The 23,316-nt window shown below is 33.9% G+C and carries 20 protein-coding genes and 3 pseudogenes; 11 read left to right on the top strand and 12 right to left on the bottom strand.

What is annotated here, in order from left to right; translation table 11 throughout:
- A partial coding sequence (locus tag BLR62_RS11650) for a helix-turn-helix domain-containing protein (RefSeq protein ID WP_143008377.1) occupies positions 1-560 on the bottom strand: 560 nt, incomplete at its 3' end.
- A 917-nt stretch (positions 561-1,477) separates the two neighbouring features.
- The gene (locus BLR62_RS11655) at positions 1,478-2,620 is read right to left on the bottom strand and encodes a tyrosine-type recombinase/integrase (protein ID WP_090797153.1); all 1,143 of its coding nucleotides are present in this window, start codon (positions 2,618-2,620) and stop codon (positions 1,478-1,480) included.
- Between the two features lie 330 nt (positions 2,621-2,950).
- On the opposite strand from BLR62_RS11655, the gene BLR62_RS11660 reads away from it, so the two are divergent.
- From BLR62_RS11660 to BLR62_RS11670, 4 genes are all read left to right on the top strand, one after another.
- Complete coding sequence (locus tag BLR62_RS11660; RefSeq protein WP_090797156.1) at positions 2,951-3,190, top strand: AbrB/MazE/SpoVT family DNA-binding domain-containing protein; 240 nt, start codon at positions 2,951-2,953, stop codon at positions 3,188-3,190.
- Complete coding sequence (locus BLR62_RS11665) at positions 3,187-3,522, top strand: type II toxin-antitoxin system PemK/MazF family toxin (protein ID WP_090797158.1); 336 nt, start codon at positions 3,187-3,189, stop codon at positions 3,520-3,522. The genes BLR62_RS11660 and BLR62_RS11665 overlap by 4 nt, the downstream gene beginning before the upstream one ends.
- A gap of 17 nt (positions 3,523-3,539) precedes the next feature.
- Positions 3,540-3,710, top strand: coding sequence for a hypothetical protein (locus BLR62_RS12485; protein WP_176759293.1), 171 nt, complete (start codon positions 3,540-3,542; stop codon positions 3,708-3,710).
- A 479-nt stretch (positions 3,711-4,189) separates the two neighbouring features.
- Entirely contained in the window at positions 4,190-5,104 is a 915-nt protein-coding gene (locus BLR62_RS11670; RefSeq protein ID WP_176759294.1) for a nucleotidyl transferase AbiEii/AbiGii toxin family protein, read from the top strand.
- Here the strand turns inward: BLR62_RS11670 and BLR62_RS11675 are convergent.
- Together BLR62_RS11675 and BLR62_RS11680 are read right to left on the bottom strand one after the other, a co-directional pair.
- Positions 5,080-5,943, bottom strand: coding sequence for a type IV toxin-antitoxin system AbiEi family antitoxin domain-containing protein (locus BLR62_RS11675; protein WP_176759295.1), 864 nt, complete (start codon positions 5,941-5,943; stop codon positions 5,080-5,082). The genes BLR62_RS11670 and BLR62_RS11675 overlap by 25 nt on opposite strands.
- Positions 5,944-6,322: 379 nt before the next feature.
- Positions 6,323-6,820 carry a hypothetical protein gene (locus BLR62_RS11680; protein WP_090797165.1) on the bottom strand — a complete coding sequence of 166 codons (498 nt, stop codon included), beginning with the start codon at positions 6,818-6,820 and terminating at the stop codon, positions 6,323-6,325.
- A gap of 1,822 nt (positions 6,821-8,642) precedes the next feature.
- On the opposite strand from BLR62_RS11680, the gene BLR62_RS11685 reads away from it, so the two are divergent.
- Positions 8,643-9,611, top strand: a complete 969-nt coding sequence (locus BLR62_RS11685) for a helix-turn-helix domain-containing protein (RefSeq protein WP_090797168.1) — start codon at positions 8,643-8,645, stop codon at positions 9,609-9,611.
- 131 nt (positions 9,612-9,742) lie between these two features.
- Here the strand turns inward: BLR62_RS11685 and BLR62_RS11690 are convergent, their stop codons facing one another.
- Positions 9,743-10,111, bottom strand: a complete 369-nt coding sequence (locus BLR62_RS11690; RefSeq protein WP_090797169.1) for a DUF2513 domain-containing protein — start codon at positions 10,109-10,111, stop codon at positions 9,743-9,745.
- A gap of 123 nt (positions 10,112-10,234) precedes the next feature.
- Between BLR62_RS11690 and BLR62_RS11695 the strand changes: the two are divergent.
- Positions 10,235-10,672 (top strand): annotated as a pseudogene (locus BLR62_RS11695) (IS3 family transposase); the annotation flags it as partial.
- A 139-nt stretch (positions 10,673-10,811) separates the two neighbouring features.
- On the opposite strand, the gene BLR62_RS11700 reads toward BLR62_RS11695, so the two are convergent.
- Together BLR62_RS11700 and BLR62_RS11705 are read right to left on the bottom strand one after the other, a co-directional pair.
- On the bottom strand, positions 10,812-11,036 hold the full coding sequence (locus BLR62_RS11700) for a helix-turn-helix domain-containing protein (protein WP_090797174.1): 225 nt from the start codon (positions 11,034-11,036) through the stop codon (positions 10,812-10,814).
- 15 nt (positions 11,037-11,051) lie between these two features.
- Positions 11,052-11,657, bottom strand: coding sequence for a sigma factor-like helix-turn-helix DNA-binding protein (locus BLR62_RS11705; RefSeq protein ID WP_090797176.1), 606 nt, complete (start codon positions 11,655-11,657; stop codon positions 11,052-11,054).
- Between the two features lie 241 nt (positions 11,658-11,898).
- Here BLR62_RS11705 and BLR62_RS11710 point away from each other — a divergent pair, with 241 nt between their 5' ends.
- From BLR62_RS11710 to BLR62_RS11735, 5 genes and pseudogenes are all read left to right on the top strand, one after another.
- Positions 11,899-12,054 (top strand): YvrJ family protein, encoded by a 156-nt coding sequence (locus BLR62_RS11710; RefSeq protein ID WP_090797178.1) that lies wholly within the window; start codon positions 11,899-11,901, stop codon positions 12,052-12,054.
- 72 nt (positions 12,055-12,126) lie between these two features.
- A pseudogene (locus BLR62_RS12715) lies at positions 12,127-13,161 on the top strand (peptidoglycan-binding domain-containing protein); the annotation flags it as partial.
- Between the two features lie 147 nt (positions 13,162-13,308).
- Positions 13,309-13,719: pseudogene (locus BLR62_RS12630) on the top strand (peptidoglycan recognition protein family protein); the annotation flags it as partial.
- A gap of 926 nt (positions 13,720-14,645) precedes the next feature.
- A complete protein-coding gene (locus BLR62_RS11730; RefSeq protein WP_090797182.1) occupies positions 14,646-15,212 on the top strand; it encodes a hypothetical protein in 567 nt (188 codons plus the stop codon).
- Positions 15,213-15,257: 45 nt separating this feature from the next.
- Complete coding sequence (locus BLR62_RS11735; protein WP_090797185.1) at positions 15,258-15,473, top strand: ABC transporter ATP-binding protein; 216 nt, start codon at positions 15,258-15,260, stop codon at positions 15,471-15,473.
- 543 nt (positions 15,474-16,016) lie between these two features.
- On the opposite strand, the gene BLR62_RS11740 is transcribed toward BLR62_RS11735, so the two are convergent.
- The 5 genes from BLR62_RS11740 to BLR62_RS11760 form a co-directional block, all read right to left on the bottom strand.
- Positions 16,017-16,352, bottom strand: coding sequence for a replication initiator protein A (locus BLR62_RS11740; protein ID WP_090797188.1), 336 nt, complete (start codon positions 16,350-16,352; stop codon positions 16,017-16,019).
- Positions 16,353-16,417: 65 nt separating this feature from the next.
- Positions 16,418-16,657 (bottom strand): AbrB/MazE/SpoVT family DNA-binding domain-containing protein, encoded by a 240-nt coding sequence (locus BLR62_RS11745; protein ID WP_245719464.1) that lies wholly within the window; start codon positions 16,655-16,657, stop codon positions 16,418-16,420.
- A gap of 289 nt (positions 16,658-16,946) precedes the next feature.
- Entirely contained in the window at positions 16,947-19,949 is a 3,003-nt protein-coding gene (locus BLR62_RS11750) for a type I restriction endonuclease subunit R (RefSeq protein ID WP_090797190.1), read from the bottom strand.
- Complete coding sequence (locus tag BLR62_RS11755; RefSeq protein WP_090797191.1) at positions 19,946-21,271, bottom strand: restriction endonuclease subunit S; 1,326 nt, start codon at positions 21,269-21,271, stop codon at positions 19,946-19,948. The genes BLR62_RS11750 and BLR62_RS11755 overlap by 4 nt, the downstream gene beginning before the upstream one ends.
- Positions 21,271-23,283, bottom strand: coding sequence for a type I restriction-modification system subunit M (locus tag BLR62_RS11760; protein WP_090797193.1), 2,013 nt, complete (start codon positions 23,281-23,283; stop codon positions 21,271-21,273). The genes BLR62_RS11755 and BLR62_RS11760 overlap by 1 nt, the downstream gene beginning before the upstream one ends.
- Between the last annotated feature and the right edge of the window lie 33 nt (positions 23,284-23,316).

Consider the following 23,316-nt stretch of genomic DNA (forward strand, 5'->3'; position numbering starts at 1 on the left):
GCTAACTCATGTGACTCAATAACGTCTTTCGTTGTAAAAGGACGATCTAGCCAATACATATATTTATATCGAGAATGAGATAATACAAATGCAATGAAATATAGTTTAACTGTTCCTCCTCCATTGGATTTCTTATTTTTCGTCTGGCCGAAGTCCACTTGGACTTGTTCTCCTAATGGAGGATCAGGTATAGCCTCATATGATCTGGGCGATGCCTCTTTAGGTATGTTGTATTCTTTTCTCAGTTCTCTCACATAAGATCTAACAGTACTTTCTCCAATTTCAAAAGATGGATATTTTTCAAGCAGCCAATCTTGTACTTGAGCTGCCGTCATATCTGGGTACTGCCTCAACCAGGAAAGAATTAATTCTTTATACTTATCAAGCTTCTTTTCTCTTGATTGAATAGTAACCATCCATTCTGCCATCTCCTGCGGATTTCTCTTTAAATAACGATATAACGTTGGCCTTGAAATCCCTAGCTTTTCAGCAACCCTACTCTTACTAAAACCTTGTTTTAATAGTTGATCAATTTCCATATACATTTGCCACTTATCCACCTTTCAAACCTCCTCAAACACTTTCAGATATATAAACCTATTATATCTAGTGTCTAAGAAGAAACGTTAGTGTTTTTCTGGCTCTTTACAAAATCACCAGAAGATTTGTGGGCAAAAAGTGTTAAATCTTATCAAGCGAGAACTGTTACATTTAGTTTAGCAGTTACAACTAAAACACAAGTGTTTTAGCAGTATTTATTATTATCATAATAGGATGATTTATTGGTGCAAAAATAAAAAAATCACTTAAAAAGAAGTTTTATAGCTAATGAGTCAGCCTCACAGGACAACGTTAGATCGACATACATAAAGGGGAAATTTTATTAAAGTTTAATTATCTCACAAGTTATAGTTTTAAGGTGCAAAAAGTTTCAACAGGAGATCATATTGTTTTTCGAGAAAAGAATATGATAGTAGATATGTATGCGAGTAGATTTGTATACAAAAAAGAATAAAGTCTATAAAAATGCAATTCTATTATCACCCATTTAAGGATTTATTTGTGGTATGATAAACATAATAGATTTACTACTCATGGGCGGAGCAGTATCCACCTACCTTTTGAACAAGAAAGGAGGTGGTGCTGTTGACAATGTATGAAACATTTACGATTATTCTTGATTTGTCTCTTTTAATTGTGGCAGTACTTGCCTTAAAAGACGAAAAAAAATAATCCGCCTATGAGTTGAGAGCTCGGCGGATTATTCTCGCTGGATGCTATCCCCCTTGAAGGGAGTAGATCTATTTAAGCTGTTAGTGTTGAAGCACTAGCAGCTTTTTTATTAGTGTGTGCTAATGAAAAAGAATTTATTCATTAACGTGTTTAGAAAGTAAACATCTATACTGTAAGTATAGCTAATAAAACATAATTAATCAATAATTGTAATGCAATTTAAGGATATTTTAAATGTATATGCTTAAATGTATTTTTGAAGTGTGTTCTGCCATCTGACTTTGTCTAATTCTTCTTTCTCTATTTCCTTCGGTAAATAAATCATCGTCGTTTGAATCGATTCGTGGCCAAGTGCACGCATAATCGTATAAACATCTGCGCCATCTTTGTACGAAAGAATGGCAAAAGCGTGTCTGAACGTGTGTGGTGTTATGACTTTCTCTTTTACAAATGGCATTGGTAGTCGTTTCAACGCTTTAGATAAGTATTGCGACAAGTAATTATTTGTATATGGATGCCCTTTTGATGTTAAAATGACGGATTCATCGCCATTAGCATGCGCAATCGGACTATGTCCTCGACTGATTCGAAAACGATTTAAACTATTGTATGTTTTCTCGTTTAACGGCACTAAACGTTTCTTATTCCCTTTCCCATGCACTCTAATAAAATACTGCTCTCGATCCTCATCATATTCAATATCACGTATACGAACTCTGCATAATTCACTATTTCTCATGCCGGTTGTGACTAATGCGTGTATGAGCGCAAACAAAACAGGGTGATCAATCTCTTCCGAGAAAAAATCCAAGAGTTGCAGCACTTCTCGTGTTGTTAAGTCGCGATTGGGACGTTCATCTTTAGAAACCGTCGATACCTTCATATAGCGTGTCAGATCTTCATCTATATAGCCACTCGTATATAAAAAGGAAAGGAAATATTTAATGATTGCATCTTTTCGTGAGATTGTAGAAGGGGAATAAGGCGATTTTCTTCCTAATAAGTAAGGATACTTATGCACGAACCAATATTGATACTTTTCTAGGTGCGATGGTTTCAATTGTTTGAAAATCGATTCACTTTCCATATTGTTAAATTGAATGCCGATATCATCCTGATACGAAATCAGATTTTTAATGAACGCATATAATTCACGTTCATACATTTGAAGTGTTTGCTGCGTTCGTCCTTTTTCGACATCAATGTTTTGTTCGTCTTGCAGATAATACGCAAGCATATCAAAATCATTGAAATAATAAAACGGTGGTTTCGATTCATCTTCGGCAAGATGTCTTTTTTGCACGAGTGATTGATAACTTGGTTTCTGTATTTGTTGTGCAACATCTAAAAATGTTTCATTAGGATATCGGCTTACTTCTTTTTCCATATCATCACCTCACGACCAAATTTAAGTAAAAGAGACAGATAACATCACTTATTTTATAATTATCGTTTACTTATAATTAAATTAATATTAACACATCATTCTTTATACATAAAGTAATCAAAACTTAAAAAATACTACATTTTTTAATGGTTGATATATCTATATATAATTAGAATAACATTTAATTATATATATAATTACACATTAAGTGTGATGAACGAAAAGTAACCATTATCTTGTATTTTTTAACAAAAGAACAAATAAGTATATACAATGTATATACTTTGTGCTACAATAGAATTGTAAGATATTTGAAGGGGGTTTATCCTTATGAATACCGAAGTTAAAAAGTGGGGGAATAGTTTAGCAATACGTATTCCACAACAAATAGCAAAAGAACTAAATATTGACATCGGAACTGAAATTGATATGACACTTCATGATGATGAACTCACTATCAAAGTGAAACAACAAGATGAAACATTAGAAGATTTAATTGCTCAAATAACAACCGAAAACCAACATGATCCCGTAGATTTTGGTCAGCCTTCAGGACGTGAAACGATATGACGAGTACAATCAATCAAGGTGACTTAGTTTATATCACTTTTGATTCACAGTCGGAGAATGAGAAAAGACCTTGTATTGTCCTATCTCCTAAATTATTTAATCAACATACGTATTTTGTGGCTGTCTGTCCCATAACGACCCAAAAGAAAAACTATCCGTTTGAAGTTGAGCTGCCCGAAGGTTTAAATGTTAACGGTGTTATCTTAACAGATCAAATTAAGAGTATTGATAAGAAAACATGTGTTTTAAAGGTTTTTGATACGGCTCCCGATAGCGTTATTAATGAATGTTTAGATAAGATTTATGCCTTTTTGCCTAAAAGGGAAATATGAAAAGGATGTGAAGTTAAATGGATAATAAACAAGCGCTAGGTTATTTGTTGTTGGCTTGTAAAGAACTAGGTTTAACGAAAGAAGAAGTCCATAAGTTGCGTCGTGAAATGTATGTTCAGTTTGACTTAAAAGATCCAGAAGAAGCCGAAAAATTCGGTCATGAATGGTACTATCATTTACCAGATTGAACACGTACATAGTAATTAAGCAACCTAAAGTAATAGCGCCTTTTAGATAACTCGTAAAATTGTTATATAATAAAGTCATAGAGAAATAAAAAAACCTCGTCTATTTAAATAGACGAGGAAAAATAAAATTAAAAGAGAAATCAGAAAAGCAAAACGTTTTACTTTTCTGCTCAAGTCAAATGACAGAGAATAGAATAGATCGATATCTCTGAAAGACATGTTTTTATTTTATCATGGTTACATTTATTTAGACTAGTTTGTTAAAGAAATTTATATTGAAGTAAATAGTAGAAAGTAGATATCCGCATGAAAAATCTAAAAAAGGGTCAGTTACGATCTTAATACATATAAAAAGCATTAAACGATCCAATATGTAAGGTTACCATTATTAATTATTAATCTAATATGTATTAACGTTATAGATGACTGAATTTGATAGTAAATATTAAAATGATAGATATGCTAGGGGGATGAATGGATTGAATGAATTTTTAAATGAAATAAGAGAATTAACTATATTATCTTTGTTTTCTGATGATGAATTAATGGATATTTTGGTCTTAAAGGGAGGTAATGCTCTGGAATTATCATATGAATTAAATTCTCGTGCTTCTATGGACATAGATGTTTCTATGAGTAAGGACTTTTCTGATTTTGGACTCACAGTTAAAGATGTTGAAGAAAAATTAGAATATCAGCTGAATCAAATTTTTTCAGAAAAAGACTACACAGTTTTTGATATTAAACTAGAAGAAAGACCTAAACAAAAAAGAACAGTGGATGATTTGAATTGGGGCGGTTATGTAGTTAAGTTTAAAGTGATTGATTCCTCAAAGTATGAGCATATTGGAGAAGATAATATAGATAAGTTAAGAAGATCATCACTGTCTGTTACCGAAACGGACAAAAAAGTTGTTCAAGTAGATATTAGTAAGTATGAATTCACACAACCTAGTGAGGAGAGGGAATTTCATGACTACATAATAAAAGTATATTCTCCGAGAATGATTATTTTTGAAAAGCTAAGAGCTATATGTCAGCAAATGACTGAATATACCGACATTGTTAAGACGTCTCAATCTCCTAGACCTAGGGATTTTTATGATATTTATACTGTGAAAGAAAACTTAGAGCCGAGCTTAAATTTGAATGATTCTGACAATCAACAAATGGTTAAAGATTTTTTTAAAATTAAAAAAGTACCTCTTCATTTGATTGAAAAAATAAAAGACCCCTTGGTTCGTGATTTTCACGAATCGGGGTTCGCAAGTTTAAAAGATACGGTTATAGATAATGATAATTTGATGCCCTTTGAATTTTATTATGATTATGTCGTTCAACTAGTTGATGAACTTAAACCAGTATGGAGCTATGCATCAAACTCTTCTGGGTAGTACAAATTCCATCTATCCGAAAAGCTCATGTTTTTCATGTTATGGCGCAAATAAAAATGATAGTTTATAGGGAATCGTTCCATGAGCTTTACAGCGGTATCTTTAAATCCAGCCCTTTCTAAATAAAAACCTATAACTTGATGATACGGATATATATACTGAATTTTTTTTAAGTAGGAGTAGATTTTGTTTACAGAAGCTACTCCCTTTGCGTTTTTATACATATTCAACACCTCAAACGATCCACCAGCATAATGAGGTCGAACAGCTATATCTATGAGCGTTTTTTCAATATTTGTTACTGGATTGTCACCTAATTCAGTGACCCCCAAATTGTTAGTGAATTTACTGTTAAGCAGGACGATCTGTTGGCCATCAAAATAGGATATATTTTGGGATGCGCGTGCCTCTTTTGAAAAGGCTCTATCTATATTATCTTGTTTTAACTGGCTTATTTCACTATTTTTAGGAGTTAGCTCTTTATTAAAGTAAATGGTTTTAACAATGTTTTGTGTTAACCCATGTAGAAATGCAGCTGTGTTGTGAGAGAAATAACCATTGTCATAAAGAGATCGAACAACTGTAAGCGCATCAATATCTGAATGAGTTTGGTTATAAACATATCTCTTAAAGGTTCCCTTCGGAAAGTCTAGAGTAATACTTCTTGTAATGATGTTTTGCTTAGATAAAAAAGATAGAAAATCATCCATCTTCGTTGAACGGGGCAACTTCCAATCATTCCTGTTATTTTCGAAGATTCTATAGAGGTCTTTTTCGGTGAATAATATCTTTTGATGATTTTCTAATACGTGCTTTATTTCATTTTTATACAATCCCATAATTTGAAAGCGATTCAACCTAGGCATTTTCATCACCTTTCATCAAGTACAATAGAGTATATATACTCTATTGTATCATAAAAACACAAAAAAATCAAATTTAACGTTACGATCAGTGTAATATTAATAATTTAGTATAAAAACATTAATATTACAACATAATAAAGTATATATACTTTATTATGATGGTAATAATGTTTAATGTCAAGTGCCAAATATACTGTATTTAAAAATATAAGATTTTTTAAAAATGTAGATCGATACTGAATCAAACAATAGTAAATACTAGTAGGCTAATTTAAAAAGTAGGGTGTTTGTACTTCTAATGGATCTAAAAAACATAAACCGAATATATTGGTTTATGTTTTTTAGATTGCGTTTAATTAAAATGTTGCATAAGTTGATCCATTGGTTGATCTAATTGTGATGATTCTAGCCGAACAATCCAATCGAACCGACGGTAATCCTTAGCATATCGTTGCATTAACTCAATATCTTCTTGTGTAGGCAACGTATCGTTGCCCCCTTTGTGACCGTGTTTTTGATGAACCTCATCTTCTAGCTGCTTAGGTGATTTATCAACGCGAACTGAAACATCGAATTTTTCGTTAACAAACCTTATGTACATTTCTTGAATTTCTGTATGATAGGGTTTGTCATCGAATGTATTGGCATAATCATAAATCATTGGTGTTATGAAAAATGTGTTCTCACATATTGGACAATAGAAGTCATCATGAAAAAGTTGATCGAGGTGTTGATTATAATAAGCAGTTAGAAACATAATGTGAGAGGGCATTTGAATAAATCCGCCTGTAATCTCATATCGATCTTTACATTGTCGACAACCGAGTATAAGGCGAGCATCTTCTTTCATGTGAGAACTCCTTTTCAAACGTGTTACCCTTATTCTAAGAAAAATATAGTTAAATAACAATTAGTAGAAGGATAAAATACAGTAATGTTAAAAAGTGAGATGAAAAATCAATCAGTCTATGTTCAATTTTGTATACACCTTTGAATACTGATTTATCAGTGTTTGAAACGATATAAGAGCTATAAATGTATACAATTTATATTTCGTGATGTATACACTTACCATCGTTGATTTGTCGGCCTTTATGGGATTTTAATACAATAAAATGTATACACATAAAAATCTCGACATCAAAAAGTGTATACACTTTGGCTTTCTATGATCGCATATGCATTGATGTGGCAGGCTTTATGGGTGTAAACACTTTAAATCAACAAGAGCTTTCATTTTCAGCACATTTATCCATTGAATTTGATCAGTTAAACATATTGAATTTTTGAATAATTCATCAAATAAAAAAAGAGAACTTTCTAGAAAAGCTTGTTCCAATGTTAAAACCGTCATTAATATTGACGTTAATATTAATATTAAGAAACTCGACGAAACTAAAATCAATTTTAACACTAGTTATAATGTAATTTTTAACACAGGGAATTGGCTTTTAATACTGTTATATCAATCTTTATCATGATAATGTCACGCTTTAAAATACAGCGTTTTTGATCGAAGTGAAGGTAAGCATAACAATTAGGAGGTCAATATATACATGGAAAACATAATTGAAGCTTACCATGAACAGTTGATAACAAGACGTAAAGTTATACTTAGTTGATCTATTAAAATGTCGAGCATTAATGACAAGTCAAATTAAGAAAAAGCACTACGGAGGTACAAGGAACCCTGTTAATAATGTTTAATAAGGCTGCGAATAGCTCATTCAAAACGAAAAATAAAATGGGCTATTGAATGCATCTGTAGCTCTGGTGCTATAATTGAACATATTGAAGTGTGAGAAAAAAGCTCTTAGAGATAATCAAAGCTACTAAGGAATTATCATTGCTAACAAATTGTTTATGGCTACTTAAAGAATGGATTTTGGATCACTACATAAAAGAATCGCTTAATTGAAATATAACTCATATCGTTGAGAAAACATTGTAGGTTAGTTTTCCTAAGGCACTTTACATGCTATAGGGAGCTATTTAAACAAAATAATAAACATAGATACTGGAAAAGACGTATCGTTTTTTGAGTGCGATTTTATTAAAGAAAAGTTAGATATTTGATTGATATACTGCTCAATAAGTTGATTAGAAATCAAAATAAATACCACCCTATCTAAGCAAATAGCTTGAATAGGGTGGTATCCTCTAAATGAATATTTTAGACTGCCATTCTATGAGCAATCTATCGTAGACCTCTAAAGTGTTACCGCACTTTAGGGGTCGTTTTTATTGTATGTCTTTACGTTAATATCATACCACATACTGGGGAATATAAACACACTCGAATAGTGAGATAATTTTGACACAGGATACATTTCAAAGTGGGGGTATCTTTTTTTAATGTTGATTTCAAAAGCATCATTATTCATCCCAAAGTTGTAACATTTCATCCCAAAAGAGTTACCTTACATCTCAAACGCGCTGCATTTTTTGTTGAAATATCAAAAGTCATTCTTTATTTTAAAAGAAATCATACGCAAGTACTTAAATACTACAAAATACCACACAATGCGGAAGTCCATTTAATTTTGTACAAATATTGTTATAATTATAGCACAATGATAATTATATGAATTGTTATTCCTGGATGTCTTAACAATATTAAAAAGCTACCGTAAAGTTTGGAGATCTAAAAAACATTGATAGGGGAGAATGTAATGAACCAAAAATATATCACAGCTCAGGAAGCCGGTAAACTATTAAATATTAATGCCAAAACGGTTTTATCATATGGCCGTTCAGGTAAATTAACACGAGTTAAAGACTATAAAGCATTTCCTATACGGCAGCACGCCTTGTTTTACAGAGAAGAAGTAGAGGCGTTACGCAATCAACGTCAAATTAAAGGTTATACGGTAAGCGAGGCTGCGAAACAATTGAATATATCAAGAGGAATGGTTCATCACTTTATTCGAGAAGGTCAATTAAAAGCGTCCAAAGATAGTAGTAGCGGAAGAGAGCGGTATATTATTGACAAAGAACATCTTAATGAATTCGATGAAAATTATACAAAAACTTCTCCACGCACCACTAATTATTATTACGACTCAAAAGAAGGCGCTTATTTATACCAGCCATATATTCAAACAGGATCGCAATTAATTGCTCGTATTATGGACATATCCGATACTATTAGTCTTGTTGATCAGAATAGTGAATCCTTCACGTTGGAAGAAGCCAAGAGGAAAAATTATAAAACCTTGCAACCATTAGTTGATAAAAAAATTATTCAATCAGCAGGTAAGTTATCCTTCTCATTTCCTATACCAAAAGAAATCGATCATGAAATCTATGACTTGATTGACTGGCTAATGAAACACTTAGGTTATCGAAATCTACATTTGTCACAAGATGAAACGAGCATTCACCTTAAAATACAGGAGACTGTTATTGAAACAAATAATCACAGTCATTTTAGTCATCTACTGAGTAAATACTGTGTATCAGGTGATGTCATATCGATGGATGATGGCATTCGCTTAAAATCGAATTTCTATACTATCACAACACAAGTGGATTATGAATTAAAAAAATGGATTGAAGATCAATCTAAACAAAAAAATATGACACAAAAAGAATTTATATCGAGTGTACTGAAACAAACATTTGAAAATGAAAAACAGTAATAAAGGTAACTTTTTGTTAGCAATGAAACTCTATATAACAAATCTAAAAAGGGGCACTTATTAATGGGAGTATAACCAAATTAAAACTATTATATTAGATTTCAGCCCCTTCTTATTTTTATAAAGTTTTATTATATGCCAAATATTTGTTTTGACACAGATACTAAAATGCCTGTAACAACTGCAATAGGTAAATCTGATAAATGTGAACCTTTCTGTTTTGCAATTTCCTTAGCTTCATTCCAAATAGTGTCATTTCTAGCAGCATCTAAAAAATCGTGACCTTCCCATGTTAGGTCGCTAACAACCACTTTATATCCATCCCAGTAATTATCAACACTACCTTTTATAAGCCCGCATTCAACCATTAGCTTTAAATTGTATTGTATTTGTTTGCTTGTGTATTTATCAGAATCATCAGGATTAAATATTATGCGGTCTCTTTCATCTTCTTCAATCTCTAAAAGTAAACTCCTTATAAGCTCCATGTCTCTTTTCATTTAATACACCACCTATTACCGAATCAATTCTACAAAAAGAGCTATTTTCCTGCAAATTATATCAAATGTTATCTAGGAGTGAGGTTTGTCTTAAAACAAGGATTGATTGTAATATCCAATTCTTATCACAACGAAATCATTAGCCATAGTAGTGGGCGACGTAAAGGTGCAGTGTTAGTTCATCGTGTGTTTGCATCCGTCCAAGAAAATTTATATGACTTTCAAATGTTCCACACAGATCGTGGGAGTGAATTTAAAAATGTACTAATTGACGAAGTACTTCACACATTCAATAAAGAACGCTTATTGAGTCATAAAGGAACCCCCTACGATAACGCCTTAACAGAATCTACATTCAAAACGATTAAGATTGAGTTTGTTAAGGGGACTCATTTTACTGACCAACACGAAATTGACCTTGAACTATTTGATTTCGTTTATTGGTTCAATTACATGCGTATCCATCGATCATTAGATTATTTATCACCAATCGAATACAAGTTGAAAGACCGTAATGTTTTGTCTAGTTTAGTGTTGGCATACCACTGTGTGGAGAGTTAATTAAGAATCTCCACCTTTGTTTAGATGAAAACCCCTTGTGTCTGTTATTTAATCCGATTTATAACTTTTCATATTCGATAACCGCATGTTTTAAGATGCTAAAACTATCACTATATATGAATAAACCTTGACTATTTCTTTATTTTTTTAAAAAATCCCAAAAACCTGGGATTTTTTCTAGGTTAAATGTTTGGATAATCTTTATTGTTTTAATTTTTAATTCTTGTTCTAAAACTTCTTGTTCTTGTTTGTTGGTTTGGTTAATAGATTTTTTAATTTTAGGTTCTATTTTTTTTATAATTCGCATGGTACTTTCTGTACTGCCATTTTGTGACCTATTAATCAGATCCCGCCATTCTTCCATATTTATTCCTCCTACTTAATCCAAATATATATTTTTTAATCGTTTGAGAGCACTTTTGTGAATTTTTGAGACTGCTTGTTGTGAGATATCAAGTTGATAAGCGGTATCAGTTATATTTTCCCCGTTTCCATAAATACTTTGTAAAACTTCTTTTTGTCTCATTGTGAGAGATAAGAAAGCTATTTTTAGCTTCGGATCCTCAATTTTTTCTTCTATAGCAAGTGTTTTTTCCTCAATAATTTTTTCTTCAATACTTTTATCTGTAGATTTAATTTTTTCTAAAACATTTACTTCATTTAAATTAGATGAGTCATTTAAGACCAAAGGAGAAATTTTATTTCTATATCTTTGTTTTTTATCAAAATTGACAGATTCCCAATAAATAGTTTTAGAAAGATAGCTAACAATTTTTACCCCTGTATAAAAGTCACGAAATGCTTCATCTAACTTTTGTCTGTTCTCTTCACTTGGATAACACAGTGCATCAATAAACATTGCTTGGTGTTCATATTGTTTTAAAAAGGATCGAACTAGTTTACTTCTATAAAATTTTGGATTTTCCTCACTAAATTTCTCTAAGGATTGTTTTTCCGATTTTGTTAAATAAATAAGATCCAACATATTTAGTCATTCCCTCCTAATAATGATTAACGTCATTATTAAAAAGAAGATTTCATTAAAAAAAAACAACCTTATGCGAACTTATGTTCCCTATTTTATGTTTTTTTTTCCATTTATTCAATAGTTTAATGGATAAGGTTGTAAGATTTGCAACTTATTCTTCTTTAAAAAATAATTAGTAAGCGTTCTGATTCTTACTATATTGAGTTCAATAAAAGAAAGGAAAAAGGAGTGATCTGTAATGGAAGATATACCTGAATGGGCTGTGTTAATTGGTAATGTTGGTTTTCCGGTATTATTATCTCTATACTTGTTAATTCGATTTGAAAAAAGAATTGATGGGCTGATCAAAGTAATTCGAGATCTGCAAAGTAAGATTAACAATTCTGACGTTTAATTATTTACTAAATGGTTGTATTTTTTTTATTGAGAACACTTTACTCAATATACGAAATAGACTGTTGTCTGTGTGGGGTGCACATCACTTCAGTCTTCACCCCTTCTAGAATATTTAATAAAGAAAGGATTGATAATTTTGAATAGTACAGTATTACGAATAGGTGATTCGGGTTCAGAAGTAGAACAATTACAACAAGCATTAGTCGATAATAATTTTTATCCTGATATCAACGCATCAGATAATGGAATAGACGGGATATTCGGACCTAAAACTGAAGATGCTGTTGAACGTTTTCAGAGTGTAAACAATTTAACCATCGATGGAATAGCTGGTCCTGAAACTTTAGAGGCGCTTGGTTTAAATAGCAACGAATCGAGTGGAAGTAGTTCTGGAGGTACAGTACTTCGCCCGGGAGATACAGGTGAATTTGTAAGCGAACTACAGGAAAAACTAGTTAATAATAATTTTTACCCTGACATCAATGCTGACAATAATGGTATAGACGGAATCTATGGACCTAAAACCGAAGATGCTGTTCGTCGATATCAGACTATGAATGGATTAACCGTTGACGGTATTGCTGGTCCAGAAACTCTTACCTCGTTAGGTCTGAGAGAAGATAGTTCAGATGAATTTGAGAATACTAATTCTATTTTTCAATCAGGGGATTCTGGAAACGGTGTAAAAGTCATTCAACAAGCATTAGTAGATAATAACTTTTATCCCGATATTCAGGCGCCGGATAATGGTGTAGACGGTATTTATGGGCCTAAAACCGAAGATGCTGTTCGTCGATATCAAATTATGAATGGATTAACAGTAGATGGTATTGCTGGTCCAGAAACTCTTACGTCACTTGGTATTAGTGGGGGGGGTTCTGGAAGTGAAAGAAGTTCTGGAAGTTATGGCAGTACATTATATCCTGGTGACTCTGGTGATGCCGTTCGTCGTTTACAAGAGGAACTAGTTCAAAACTATTTCTATCCTAACAGGGATGAGGAAAATAATGGAGTAGATGGAATTTATGGTCCTGACACTGAAGATGCTGTTCGACGATATCAAACAATGAATGGTCTAACAGTAGATGGTATTGCTGGTCCAGAAACTTTAGGATCACTTGGTTTAAAAGCAGACAGTTCGGAAGATTCGGAAGACCCTGAAGGTACAGATTTTTCTGGAGGTGCTATCGGCGATATAACATTCAATCAGGAGTTTATTCCAGCTAGTAATAATAATAGACCTCAATATACAATGAGCCCAGATTATATCACTATACATGAAACAGCAAACACAGCCCCTGGGGCAACGGCACATATGCATGCGATGTATGTCAAAAATCCATCAACTTCAGTTTCTTGGCATTTCACTGTAGATGATAGACCTGTAATATTTCAGCATCTTCCTTTATATGAAACAGGATTTCATGCTGGTGATGGAAGTGGTGATGGAAATAGAAACAGTATTGGTATCGAGTTGTGTGTAAATGATGGTGGTGATTTTAGACAAACAAGAAAAAATGCAGCAGTGTTAGTTAGGAAATTAATGGATGATTATGACATTCCTATTTCAAATGTTGTTACCCATAATCATTGGAGTGGTAAGCGCTGTCCAGCTAATCTATTAAATCAATTTGATAGTTTCTTAAATCAAGTAATGGATTCACAGCATAAAAAAACAGATGATGAGGAAGAAGATGAATCAGAAGATATCACCTATTATAACTTGAATTCTCATTTTGCAGATATTGATGAACAATTCACATCTGAATCAACTACATTAAGTTATTCGACTTCATATGAAGTTAACTTAGGATCCCTTAAAGGGAAACTAACAGGATCTATTATTTTTGGGGACGCCGAAGAAAGTGACTGGGATCTCCCTGCGGACCAAGCTTTAGAAGGTAATCTTCTTGATAGTAATATTAATAAGATTCTGAACAAAATGATGGAAGAGTCATTATTACCCGGAATTAGTGACGTTGGAGAAGCACGTGCTAAACTTGATGAAATTATTGGTGACAAGATTTCTAATTTAATGGAGGTTCGAGTAAGTACGTTTGATCGAGATTGGGGATTTAATAGTGACTTTCCTTATATTGTTGATATAACTTATATCACAGTAGAGTTACTGTATGAAATCGATTCTAATGTTTATGTGAAGGAAAAGTTGACTTTAGATGAGATTGATTGGGATAAAGATGATGAACTTCGCTATGCCTTAGTATTCATACTAGTTATAGTTGCAGCTGTAATGTTTGCAAAAGCAGTAAGTGTAGCCACATTAATCGCTTGGTTAAAACACCTTGCGCGTGTTCTTCGACTTCTCCCTACATTTGCTTAATATTGATATTTTCTAAAAGTATATAGACTTTAAAAATCCGATTCTTTTTTAGAAGAATCGGATTTTTAAATAACTCTTTTGTTTAAAAGGTTTTATAAAACTAAAAAGTAATTACTATTCAAACTTAGATGAAAACAATAGAAGTAAACCAATTTAATCAATTCATATATTATTGCCACCTATAGTACTGTACTGGTTGATTTAATAAATATCTCCTGTTAATATTTGGAGAAGATAGGAGGTATTTAATGAGAAGAATTGTATTGTTGTGTTTAATCTTTGTATCTGTCTTACTAGGAGGTTGTAATCTGAACACGAATAGTGAACGAGAACCTATAGAAATAGAGGAAAGTGAACACGGAACGTTTTCAACTTATTACCATGAAACAAACATGGGAACTTTTGAAACTGGTCCTATTATCATCGATGTTGAAGAAATGTATTTGGTTCAATCGGATCTAGAAACAGAATCGACTCAAGTGATTAGTTCAGAAGAGAGCCAAGACTACATAACATTTTTACTATCCGTATCATCAGAAGTATCAGAAGGTGAAAATATTGAATTTAGCCCAGATCATCTTACTTTATCAACTAACACAGGAGAACATTTTGAATCTCCGCATGACACGTTGAGTGATACAGTGGATATCCAATATATAGGTTCTAATACAGTTAGACGTATTGCGTATATATTAGAAGATTCAAAAGCATCTGAAATTGACAATGTTCACTTTAAGATAAAAGCACCCACGAATGAAGACAATGAAAAAATTGGAGAAGATATTGAACTAAATATTGATATGACAGAGAGGTAATAGAAAAATTCAATGTTTTAATTGGATGTAAAATGGAGGGGTATCATGGGTGATTTAATATTTATTACAATTGTTCTATTCTTGATTTATCTTATTTACTCCATTCGTAAATTTGCGAAAAAACAAGAAAAAAAGATGGAGCATGCTCAAAATGATTACAATAAAACAATTGAAGAAAGCCATGAAAACGTACAGATTCAAAGAGACATCTTACAGGAATTAAAAGAAATACGAAAATCAATTGATAATAAGACTGACTAATTGTATATAAATCATAGTATTCGCTACAAAAATAGTTGAATTAGAAATGAGGAAGGTTGGAAATTCATTAAACCGTGAGTTTGATAAATCAGAACCACATAAAGCGATGGCATTATATTTGTGTTTTGGTCGATTGCGAAATCATTGGCCATAGTAGTGGCCTCATAAAGATGTAGCTGCCATACTAAGTCCTCTTTCATTCTAATTGTTTATCTGACATAAAAAGCCTCCTTCGAGAATTAATCTATGAAGATTATCTCATCTGGAGACTGTGCTACATACGTGTGTAGTATTAGACGCTTACGTCTAAACAAAAAAATTTGTATCGAGTGTACTGAAACAAGCAATTGAAACAGAAAAACATTTATAAAGGTAGATTTTGTTAGCATTTAAACTCTACACAATAAAAAGAGGAGTTAAAATATAGAGAATTAGAGGGATAATAGATACCCTATTTTCTAAAATCTAGTCATTATAGATTTAGTGATTGTTAATACGAACTTAAATGGTGGGATAAAATATCCCACCATTCATATTATTCACTTAAGGTTTTAATAGGTATATAACATTAGGTTTATTCAGTCCTTGTCTCTCCATATGAATTAAACCATGTTCTTTAAGGTTGTTCTTAATTTTATTTATTGTTCTTGAAGTTAATTTTAAAATCACACCTAGTTCATGGTCTGTCAACATAAGATACAGATAATTATTTTCATCTATCCAATTATTTTTGATCGATAATAAGTGCATATCTTTTAAAATAGCATAAGTAATTTTTTCATTAGCATTTAAACTTTTATATTTTTCATTATGAATAATTTCTTTAGGTAATTGATAAGATTGATTCGTTTCTACATCATCAACTGTATAAAACTCCATATTTTAAACCACCTTTTACTTAATTGAATTAAGCATAACTCCTTGAATAATACCAGCTATTATTTTTATATTTCTCTTCCCTTAGATTCTCCCCAATCAATTTCATCATGGTGTCTATCATGCGTGTAAGTTGCTAATAAATCATCTAATGTGGGTTGTTTTTTTACTGGACTAAGAATGATCTGATTGCCTTTTTCAATGATCTCCATTTCTAAACCGTCATCAATATTTTGATTCTCCACTATTTCTTTTGGGATTCTTAATCCTAAACTATTGCCCCATTTACGAATTGTTGTTTTCAACATTTCATCCCCTTTCACTGTAATGATGAACCTACTTTATCATTCTTTATAGAGAACGATCTATATTTAACGAACTTTATATACAACAGTATCTTTTACAGCCATAACCACTAGTTGGTCAATGTACGTTTCATACATCTGTTGGATTGCCATCAATAAAGAACAGGTTAATGCTTTTTCCTTCTATGATCATGATTGATCTTCTTTTTTCATCCTTTTTTCTAACAAATGATTTAGTTTAGCGTTCTTAATTTCTATATTTTTATTAAAAAAAGAAACAAAGGAGCATAAATTAATAAGCTCCTTCTTCTCTCCGTAAATCGTGATAAACTTCGGTTAAAATATCATTCATCAAAAACTCTTTAAATTCGGGGTCTTCCAAAATCCGCATATGAAACTCTTCATTCATCTTCATCCTTGAAATAACGGAATCTAAAAATGATTTCTCAGCACTGTATTTAAAGTTATCAATGCTGTTATTCTTTGCTTTTTCAGCCATTGCTTCCTGTTCTTTAATATCTAGTGCAATCTGATCTCGAGAAAGCTTATCCGTATCCGAAAAATCTGTCCCAAAACGGTCATTGATACGCTCAATGATTGAAGATAGGCGTTCTTTGTCTTCTTCCGTTGATCCTGCTGTTCCATGTTCGGCTGGAGATAATGCTTCTCCTCCTTGTTCAGTTAATGAAATACTGCCTTCAAAGGCTTTCTCATTTCGATAGTATTCAAGGGCTACATCATCGGAAATATATATCGGATCCTCTGGTTTTTTCGGCAATTTCTTCAGGAGATAGGTTAAGAATATGAACCGTTTGTGCAAATCAAGATCTGAAAATGGACCAATTTGAAGCACAAAAGCATAGGTCCGAACAAATTTTGTGGCTGCAGACTTAAATGCTTCTTGTTCTTCTTCAGTCAATTCGTGTTTGAATCGTTCCACAGCAGGATCGAGAGAGGCATTTAACTTGACCTGCATTCTGGAATCTTTCATTGATTTCCCACTGTATTCAAGGTTTGCAACCTTGTCAAGTTCATCATCGGTATACACCTGCATGGCATCTAATTCATGTTGCAAATCATAGAGTATATTCGGATCGGTTTGTGCATCCAACGTCGTGACCTCATAGTACGCTTGGAAAGCCTGCTGGATCGTCTCAGGGTCATTTGCGAAATCGAGAATAAAGGTATCGTCTTTGCCCTTACATGTCCTGTTGAGCCTTGAGAGCGTTTGTACAGCCTTTATGCCATCGAGTGGTTTGTCCACGTACATCGTGTGAAGAAGAGGCTCGTCGAATCCGGTCTGATACTTCTCAGCCACGATCAATACCTGATAGTCATCAGAATGAAATTGTTCCGGTAATTCTTTTTCGCTTATCCCATTTATATCGGGTTCTGTATAAGATTCTCCCTGGTCTTCTACAGTCCCTGAGAAGGCAACAAGAGTCCGCATATCGGCATAGCCTTTGGATTTTATATAATGATCAAAGGCAAATTTATAACGAACAGCATGTTTTCGGCTACTCGTCACGACCATTGCTTTCGCACGTTTATCAATTTTATGACGCGTGACATTGCGGAAATGTTCCACCATGATTTCTGCTTTCTGTGCGATATTATACGGGTGTAGTGATACATATCTGGCGATTTGTTTGGATGCTTTGCTTTTTGCTACTTCTGGATCATCGTGAATCATTTTCTCTACTTTGTAGAACGTTTCATACGTGACATAGTTATTCAAAACATCATGGATAAAGCCTTCTTCAATAGCTTGGCGCATCGAATACAGGTGGAAGGGAGCCTTTTGCCCATCTTCTTGTTCCGTTCCAAATCGGTCGATCGTTTTTGGCTTAGGCGTTGCAGTGAACGCAAAGAACGAGATATTATCTTGATCACCGGTTTTGGCAATATGCTCAATCATGCGTTCTTCCGCATCGGTTGTCTCGCTTTCCTCTCTCATGCTCTCCTCATAGGCTTCTTCAAGGGTTTTATCTGAAAGAATCGATGTCATCGCACCAGAAGATTTACCGCCCTGTGAGCTGTGAGCTTCATCAATGATCACTGCATATGAACCGCGGTTGAATGATCCGACTTCTTCTAAAATGAACGGGAATTTTTGCAGTGTCGTAATAATGATCTTGGTTTTATTACGGATCGCGCCCGCAAGCTGATTTGAATCCCTATCAATCTTTGCGACCATTCCAGCCTTATGTTCCAACTGATAAACGGCATCCTGTAGCTGCTTATCCAGAACTCTTCGATCGGTTATGACAATAATACTGTCAAAGATCGGTTCGTCCTGATGATCATGTAACTTAGCTAAACGGTGAGACAACCATGAAATACTGTTGGTTTTTCCACTTCCCGCAGAGTGCTGAATCAGATAGTTCTTACCGGATCGATGTTCAGAAACATCTTGTTCAATTTTACGAACGGCATCCAGTTGATGAAAACGTGGGAAAATCACCACTTCTTTTGTATCGATGACTTCACCGTTACTGTCTTTCATATCTTCTTGTTGTACATAAACAAATCGAAATAAGATATCTAGCAAGCTGTCTTTCTGCAGAATTTCTTTCCAGAGATAAGATGATCGGTAGTCATCTTCTACTGGAGGATTTCCTTTTCCGCCATTATTCCCCCTGTTAAAAGGCAAAAAGAAGGTTTTGTCCCGATTTAATCGGGTTGTCATGTGTACTTCGTCTGTATCAACAGCAAAATACACAACTGTACGGGATTTAAACTGAAACAGCATTTCACGTGGGTCTCGGTCTTTCTTAAATTGTTTCATCGAATGTTCAACCGTCTGACTTGTCAGTTGATTCTTTAATTCCTTAACCACGATTGGTAATCCATTCAACGACAGCATCATATCAACAGAGCTTCGATGCTTTTGGCTGTAGTAGACCTGACGGCTGACGGTAAAGATGTTCTTTTCGTAGTTTTCGACGAGTGTTCGGTTCATATCCGTTACTGGTTTGTTATAAGCGAGATTCAACGTGACACCGTAATCTTTGATCCCATGACGCAGGCAATCAATTATCCCACGTTTCTTAAGTTCTTTATCAAGACGACTCATGATTTTAAACTCATACTGGTCTTTATAAGCTTTCTTCAATCGTTCCAGCGACTGTGGCTGCGTAGACTCCCAAAATTCAAACAGGATATCCTGATCAATCGCCCATTTCTGGAATGTTTCAAGGGCTTTCCCTTCCAACGTCCGTTGACGATAACCTGACTCTATTAAATGCTGTTCAATATTCTCTTCAAATCCTCTTTCGCTATAATCGATACTCACTGGGAGACCTCCTCTGGATCAGATTCAACAGGTACATCATGGTCACTTACATCGATTTTGCCGGTAACGGCTTCGTAGATGATGGATTGGCGGTATTCTTTGAGTTTATTTATCGTTTCTTTAGTATCTTTTATCATGTCTTTCGAATATTCTTCATTATTATTTATAAACTCAATAATCTCTCTTTGCTCTTTAACACTTGGAATTGGTATTGGAAAAGAGTTAAATTCATCCGTAGATAACCTCCATCTACCAAAAGAAGCTACACCTTGTCCGAATTTATAAAAAATTCTTAAATAGTAACACATCTGAAAATAATATAAAAAATAATCCTTGTTATAATTCTCATTTGTAATTTTAAATACTCTATAATCTGGACTTGTAACACCATAGAAAATTGATACATCTATAAATCCAGTTAATAAATCCATATGGTTCATGACAAAATCACCAGGGTCAACTGTTTGGTATTTGTCATAGTTTGCAGCAAGCTGACCTTCATTTGTTGATATATCTTTTACCTTAATTCCCTTTTGAGTTACTGATAAAATTTGCGGATTATCTAAGCCCTCAATTCTTTTTTTGATGTTAAATAAATATTTCATCTTTTTAACTTCCCAATGCTCCGGCACTTCCCCAATCCATTCCACACCTGAATCCTTCATTTTCACATTCGAATCAAGTCCTTTTGTGATCGTCTCGGTGATGACTGCCTGGCGCTTTTCTTCAAGCAACTCGATTAATCGTTCTTTGTCGGCGATTAAGGCGTCGATTTCGGCGGTTTTTTGGTTGAGGAAGTTAATAATCTTTTTTTGTTCCTCAAACGGTGGCAGTATTATCTTTAACATAGAAATTTTACTGCCTTTGATACCAAGTGCTGTTGAACCTGTTGCAAATGTATTGAGATATTGTGTGAAAGCATCTGACAGAAGAAAATATTTTAAAAAATAATTATTTAATTTACTATTTCCTCTGAGTTTTATAATTCTTTGAGCCAGTGCAATATCAGAACAATCGACATTAGCAACTTCTCCCAATGGAGCTTCAGTTGTTAATAAAACATCTCCTATTTTAGGTGTTCCTCTAGACATAATATTTGAATATTCACTAGGTATTACGTATTCTTTTGACTTTTCATATTGTATTGATCCATTTTGTATATTTTTAGCAGTTACCAAAAAGATTCCACTATCGACTTTAGTTGGTGTTTTACCTCTGTAATCAATAATGTTCTCTAAGTTTTTCTTGAGACTAACAACTTCCCAATGATTCGGTATATCACCAAACCATTCTAATCCAGATTTCTTATACTGTGAATACATCACACCATCACCTTCTTTAATTTCTCCAAAATACTCGCTTCTAGTTCTTGAATTTCGGCTTTAATTTCATCTGATGGTCTTAACTGTTCATACTTATAAAAGTGCCTTGTAAACGGGATCTCATAACCGATTTTCGTCTTCCCCTCGTCAATCCAAGCGTCTGGTACGTGGGGCAACACTTCTCGTTCAACGTATTCATGAATGTCTTCTTTTAACGGAACATTCTCTGTATCACGAAGCTCAGGGTCTGCTTCCAGTTCACCTTTGGCATTCTTTAGACATACATCAGCCGTTTCATCCCGTTTACCAAGAGCAGCAAGAATCGCTTTCAGAATTGGCGCTTTTGCATCTACACCAGACTGTTTTAATGCGTGCTTTAAAGCCTTTGTGAATGTATCTCGATTTTTATAAAGCGTACCGTCATTGAGCGTTTGTAATGCTTCGAGAATCGCCTCCTGCTTCTTCTGACCATTCTCTATTTCTTTCTCGCCTGCTTCACCCTTTTTCTTTGATGTTGCAAGATTTTGAAACGCTTTTTGCTCATGAAGACGCTCAATACGTTCGTCATCCACTTTGAAATTCAGTTTTAACGGTCGTTCAACGGTGATTTTCTGAAAACCGAAATCTTCGTTATCAAAGATTTTGACGTGTTCACTTTCCTCAAACTCCCCATACATCTTGATGATCTCATCGATCTGATCTTGCGAAATTTCGTGACGTTTCTCGCCAAGGTTTTTACGCATCTTTTGATAAAAGTCCACAGCATTAATCAGTTGGATCTTTCCTTGTCGCCATTTTGCTTTATGATTGGTTAGAATCCAGATATACGTAGAAATACCTGTATTGTAAAATAAGCTAGGTGGCATCGCAACAATCCCTTCGACGAGGTCATTCTCAATTACATAACGACGGATTTCGCTCTCGCCACTACCAGCATCACCCGTAAATAACGGGGATCCATTCATGATAATCGCAACTCTGGAGCCCTTTGGATTTTCTTCTGTTACGGGTTTCATCTTGGATATGAGGTGCTGTAGGAACAGAAGTTGTCCGTCTCCGATTCGAGGTAAACCCGCACCAAAACGTCCTTGGAAACCAAGATCCTCATGTTCAGCTTTCACCGCATTCGCAGCTGGTTTCCACTCCACGCCATAAGGAGGATTGGTGATTAAATAATCAAATTTATTATTAGGAAATGCATCTTTAGAGAGTGTATTACCAAAACGAATATTCTTCGCCTCTTCGCCTTTAATCAACGTATCTGCCTTACACATGGCATAGGATTCTTCGTTGAACTCCTGTGCGAAAAACGCTAATTCTGCGGAAGGGTTTAAGTCATTTAAGTATTCCTGTGCGATTGATCCCATGCCACCGGTTCCTGCACAACTATCGTATAATGTCTGCGTGATCCCTGGCTTTGTCAGAATGTCATGATCTTCGTTGAACATTAGACCAACCATAAGGCGAACGACTTCTCTCGGTGTGTAGTGATCTCCAGCCTCAGCATGTTCTGAGTATCGACGAATGAGCTCTTCGAAGATATAACCCATTTCAAGGTTCGATACCATATCTGGATGAAGGTCAATTTCAGAGAAGCGCTTAACAGTTAAATAAAGCAAATCGTTCCGATCCATTTTTTCAATTTGCTTATCAAAATCAAAATAATTGATAATATCTCTAGCTACACCAGAAAAACCATTGATATAATCTCTGAAGTTTTCAGCAATATTATCAGCATCATTCAACAGCTTATTAAAATCATAGTTACTAACATTGTTGAATTTTTGCTTAGATGTACGATTCAAAATCTCGTCTCTTGCATCATCTGGTAGGTTTTTGAACTGTTCGTATTGTGCTAGCACATCGTCTTTCGTGTCTGCTAATGTACAATCAAAACGACGGAGGACTACCATCGGCAAGATCACCTTACCGTAATCTTCTGACTTATAAGGCCCTCGTAGAATTTCTGCAATTGTCCATAAAAAATTAACCTTTTCTTGAAAATTAACCATGGTACTATTCATCTCCTTTTGTATCTGATCATC

The sequence above is a fragment of the Pelagirhabdus alkalitolerans genome (genome assembly GCF_900096905.1).
GTDB classification, from domain to species: domain Bacteria; phylum Bacillota; class Bacilli; order Bacillales; family Amphibacillaceae; genus Pelagirhabdus; species Pelagirhabdus alkalitolerans.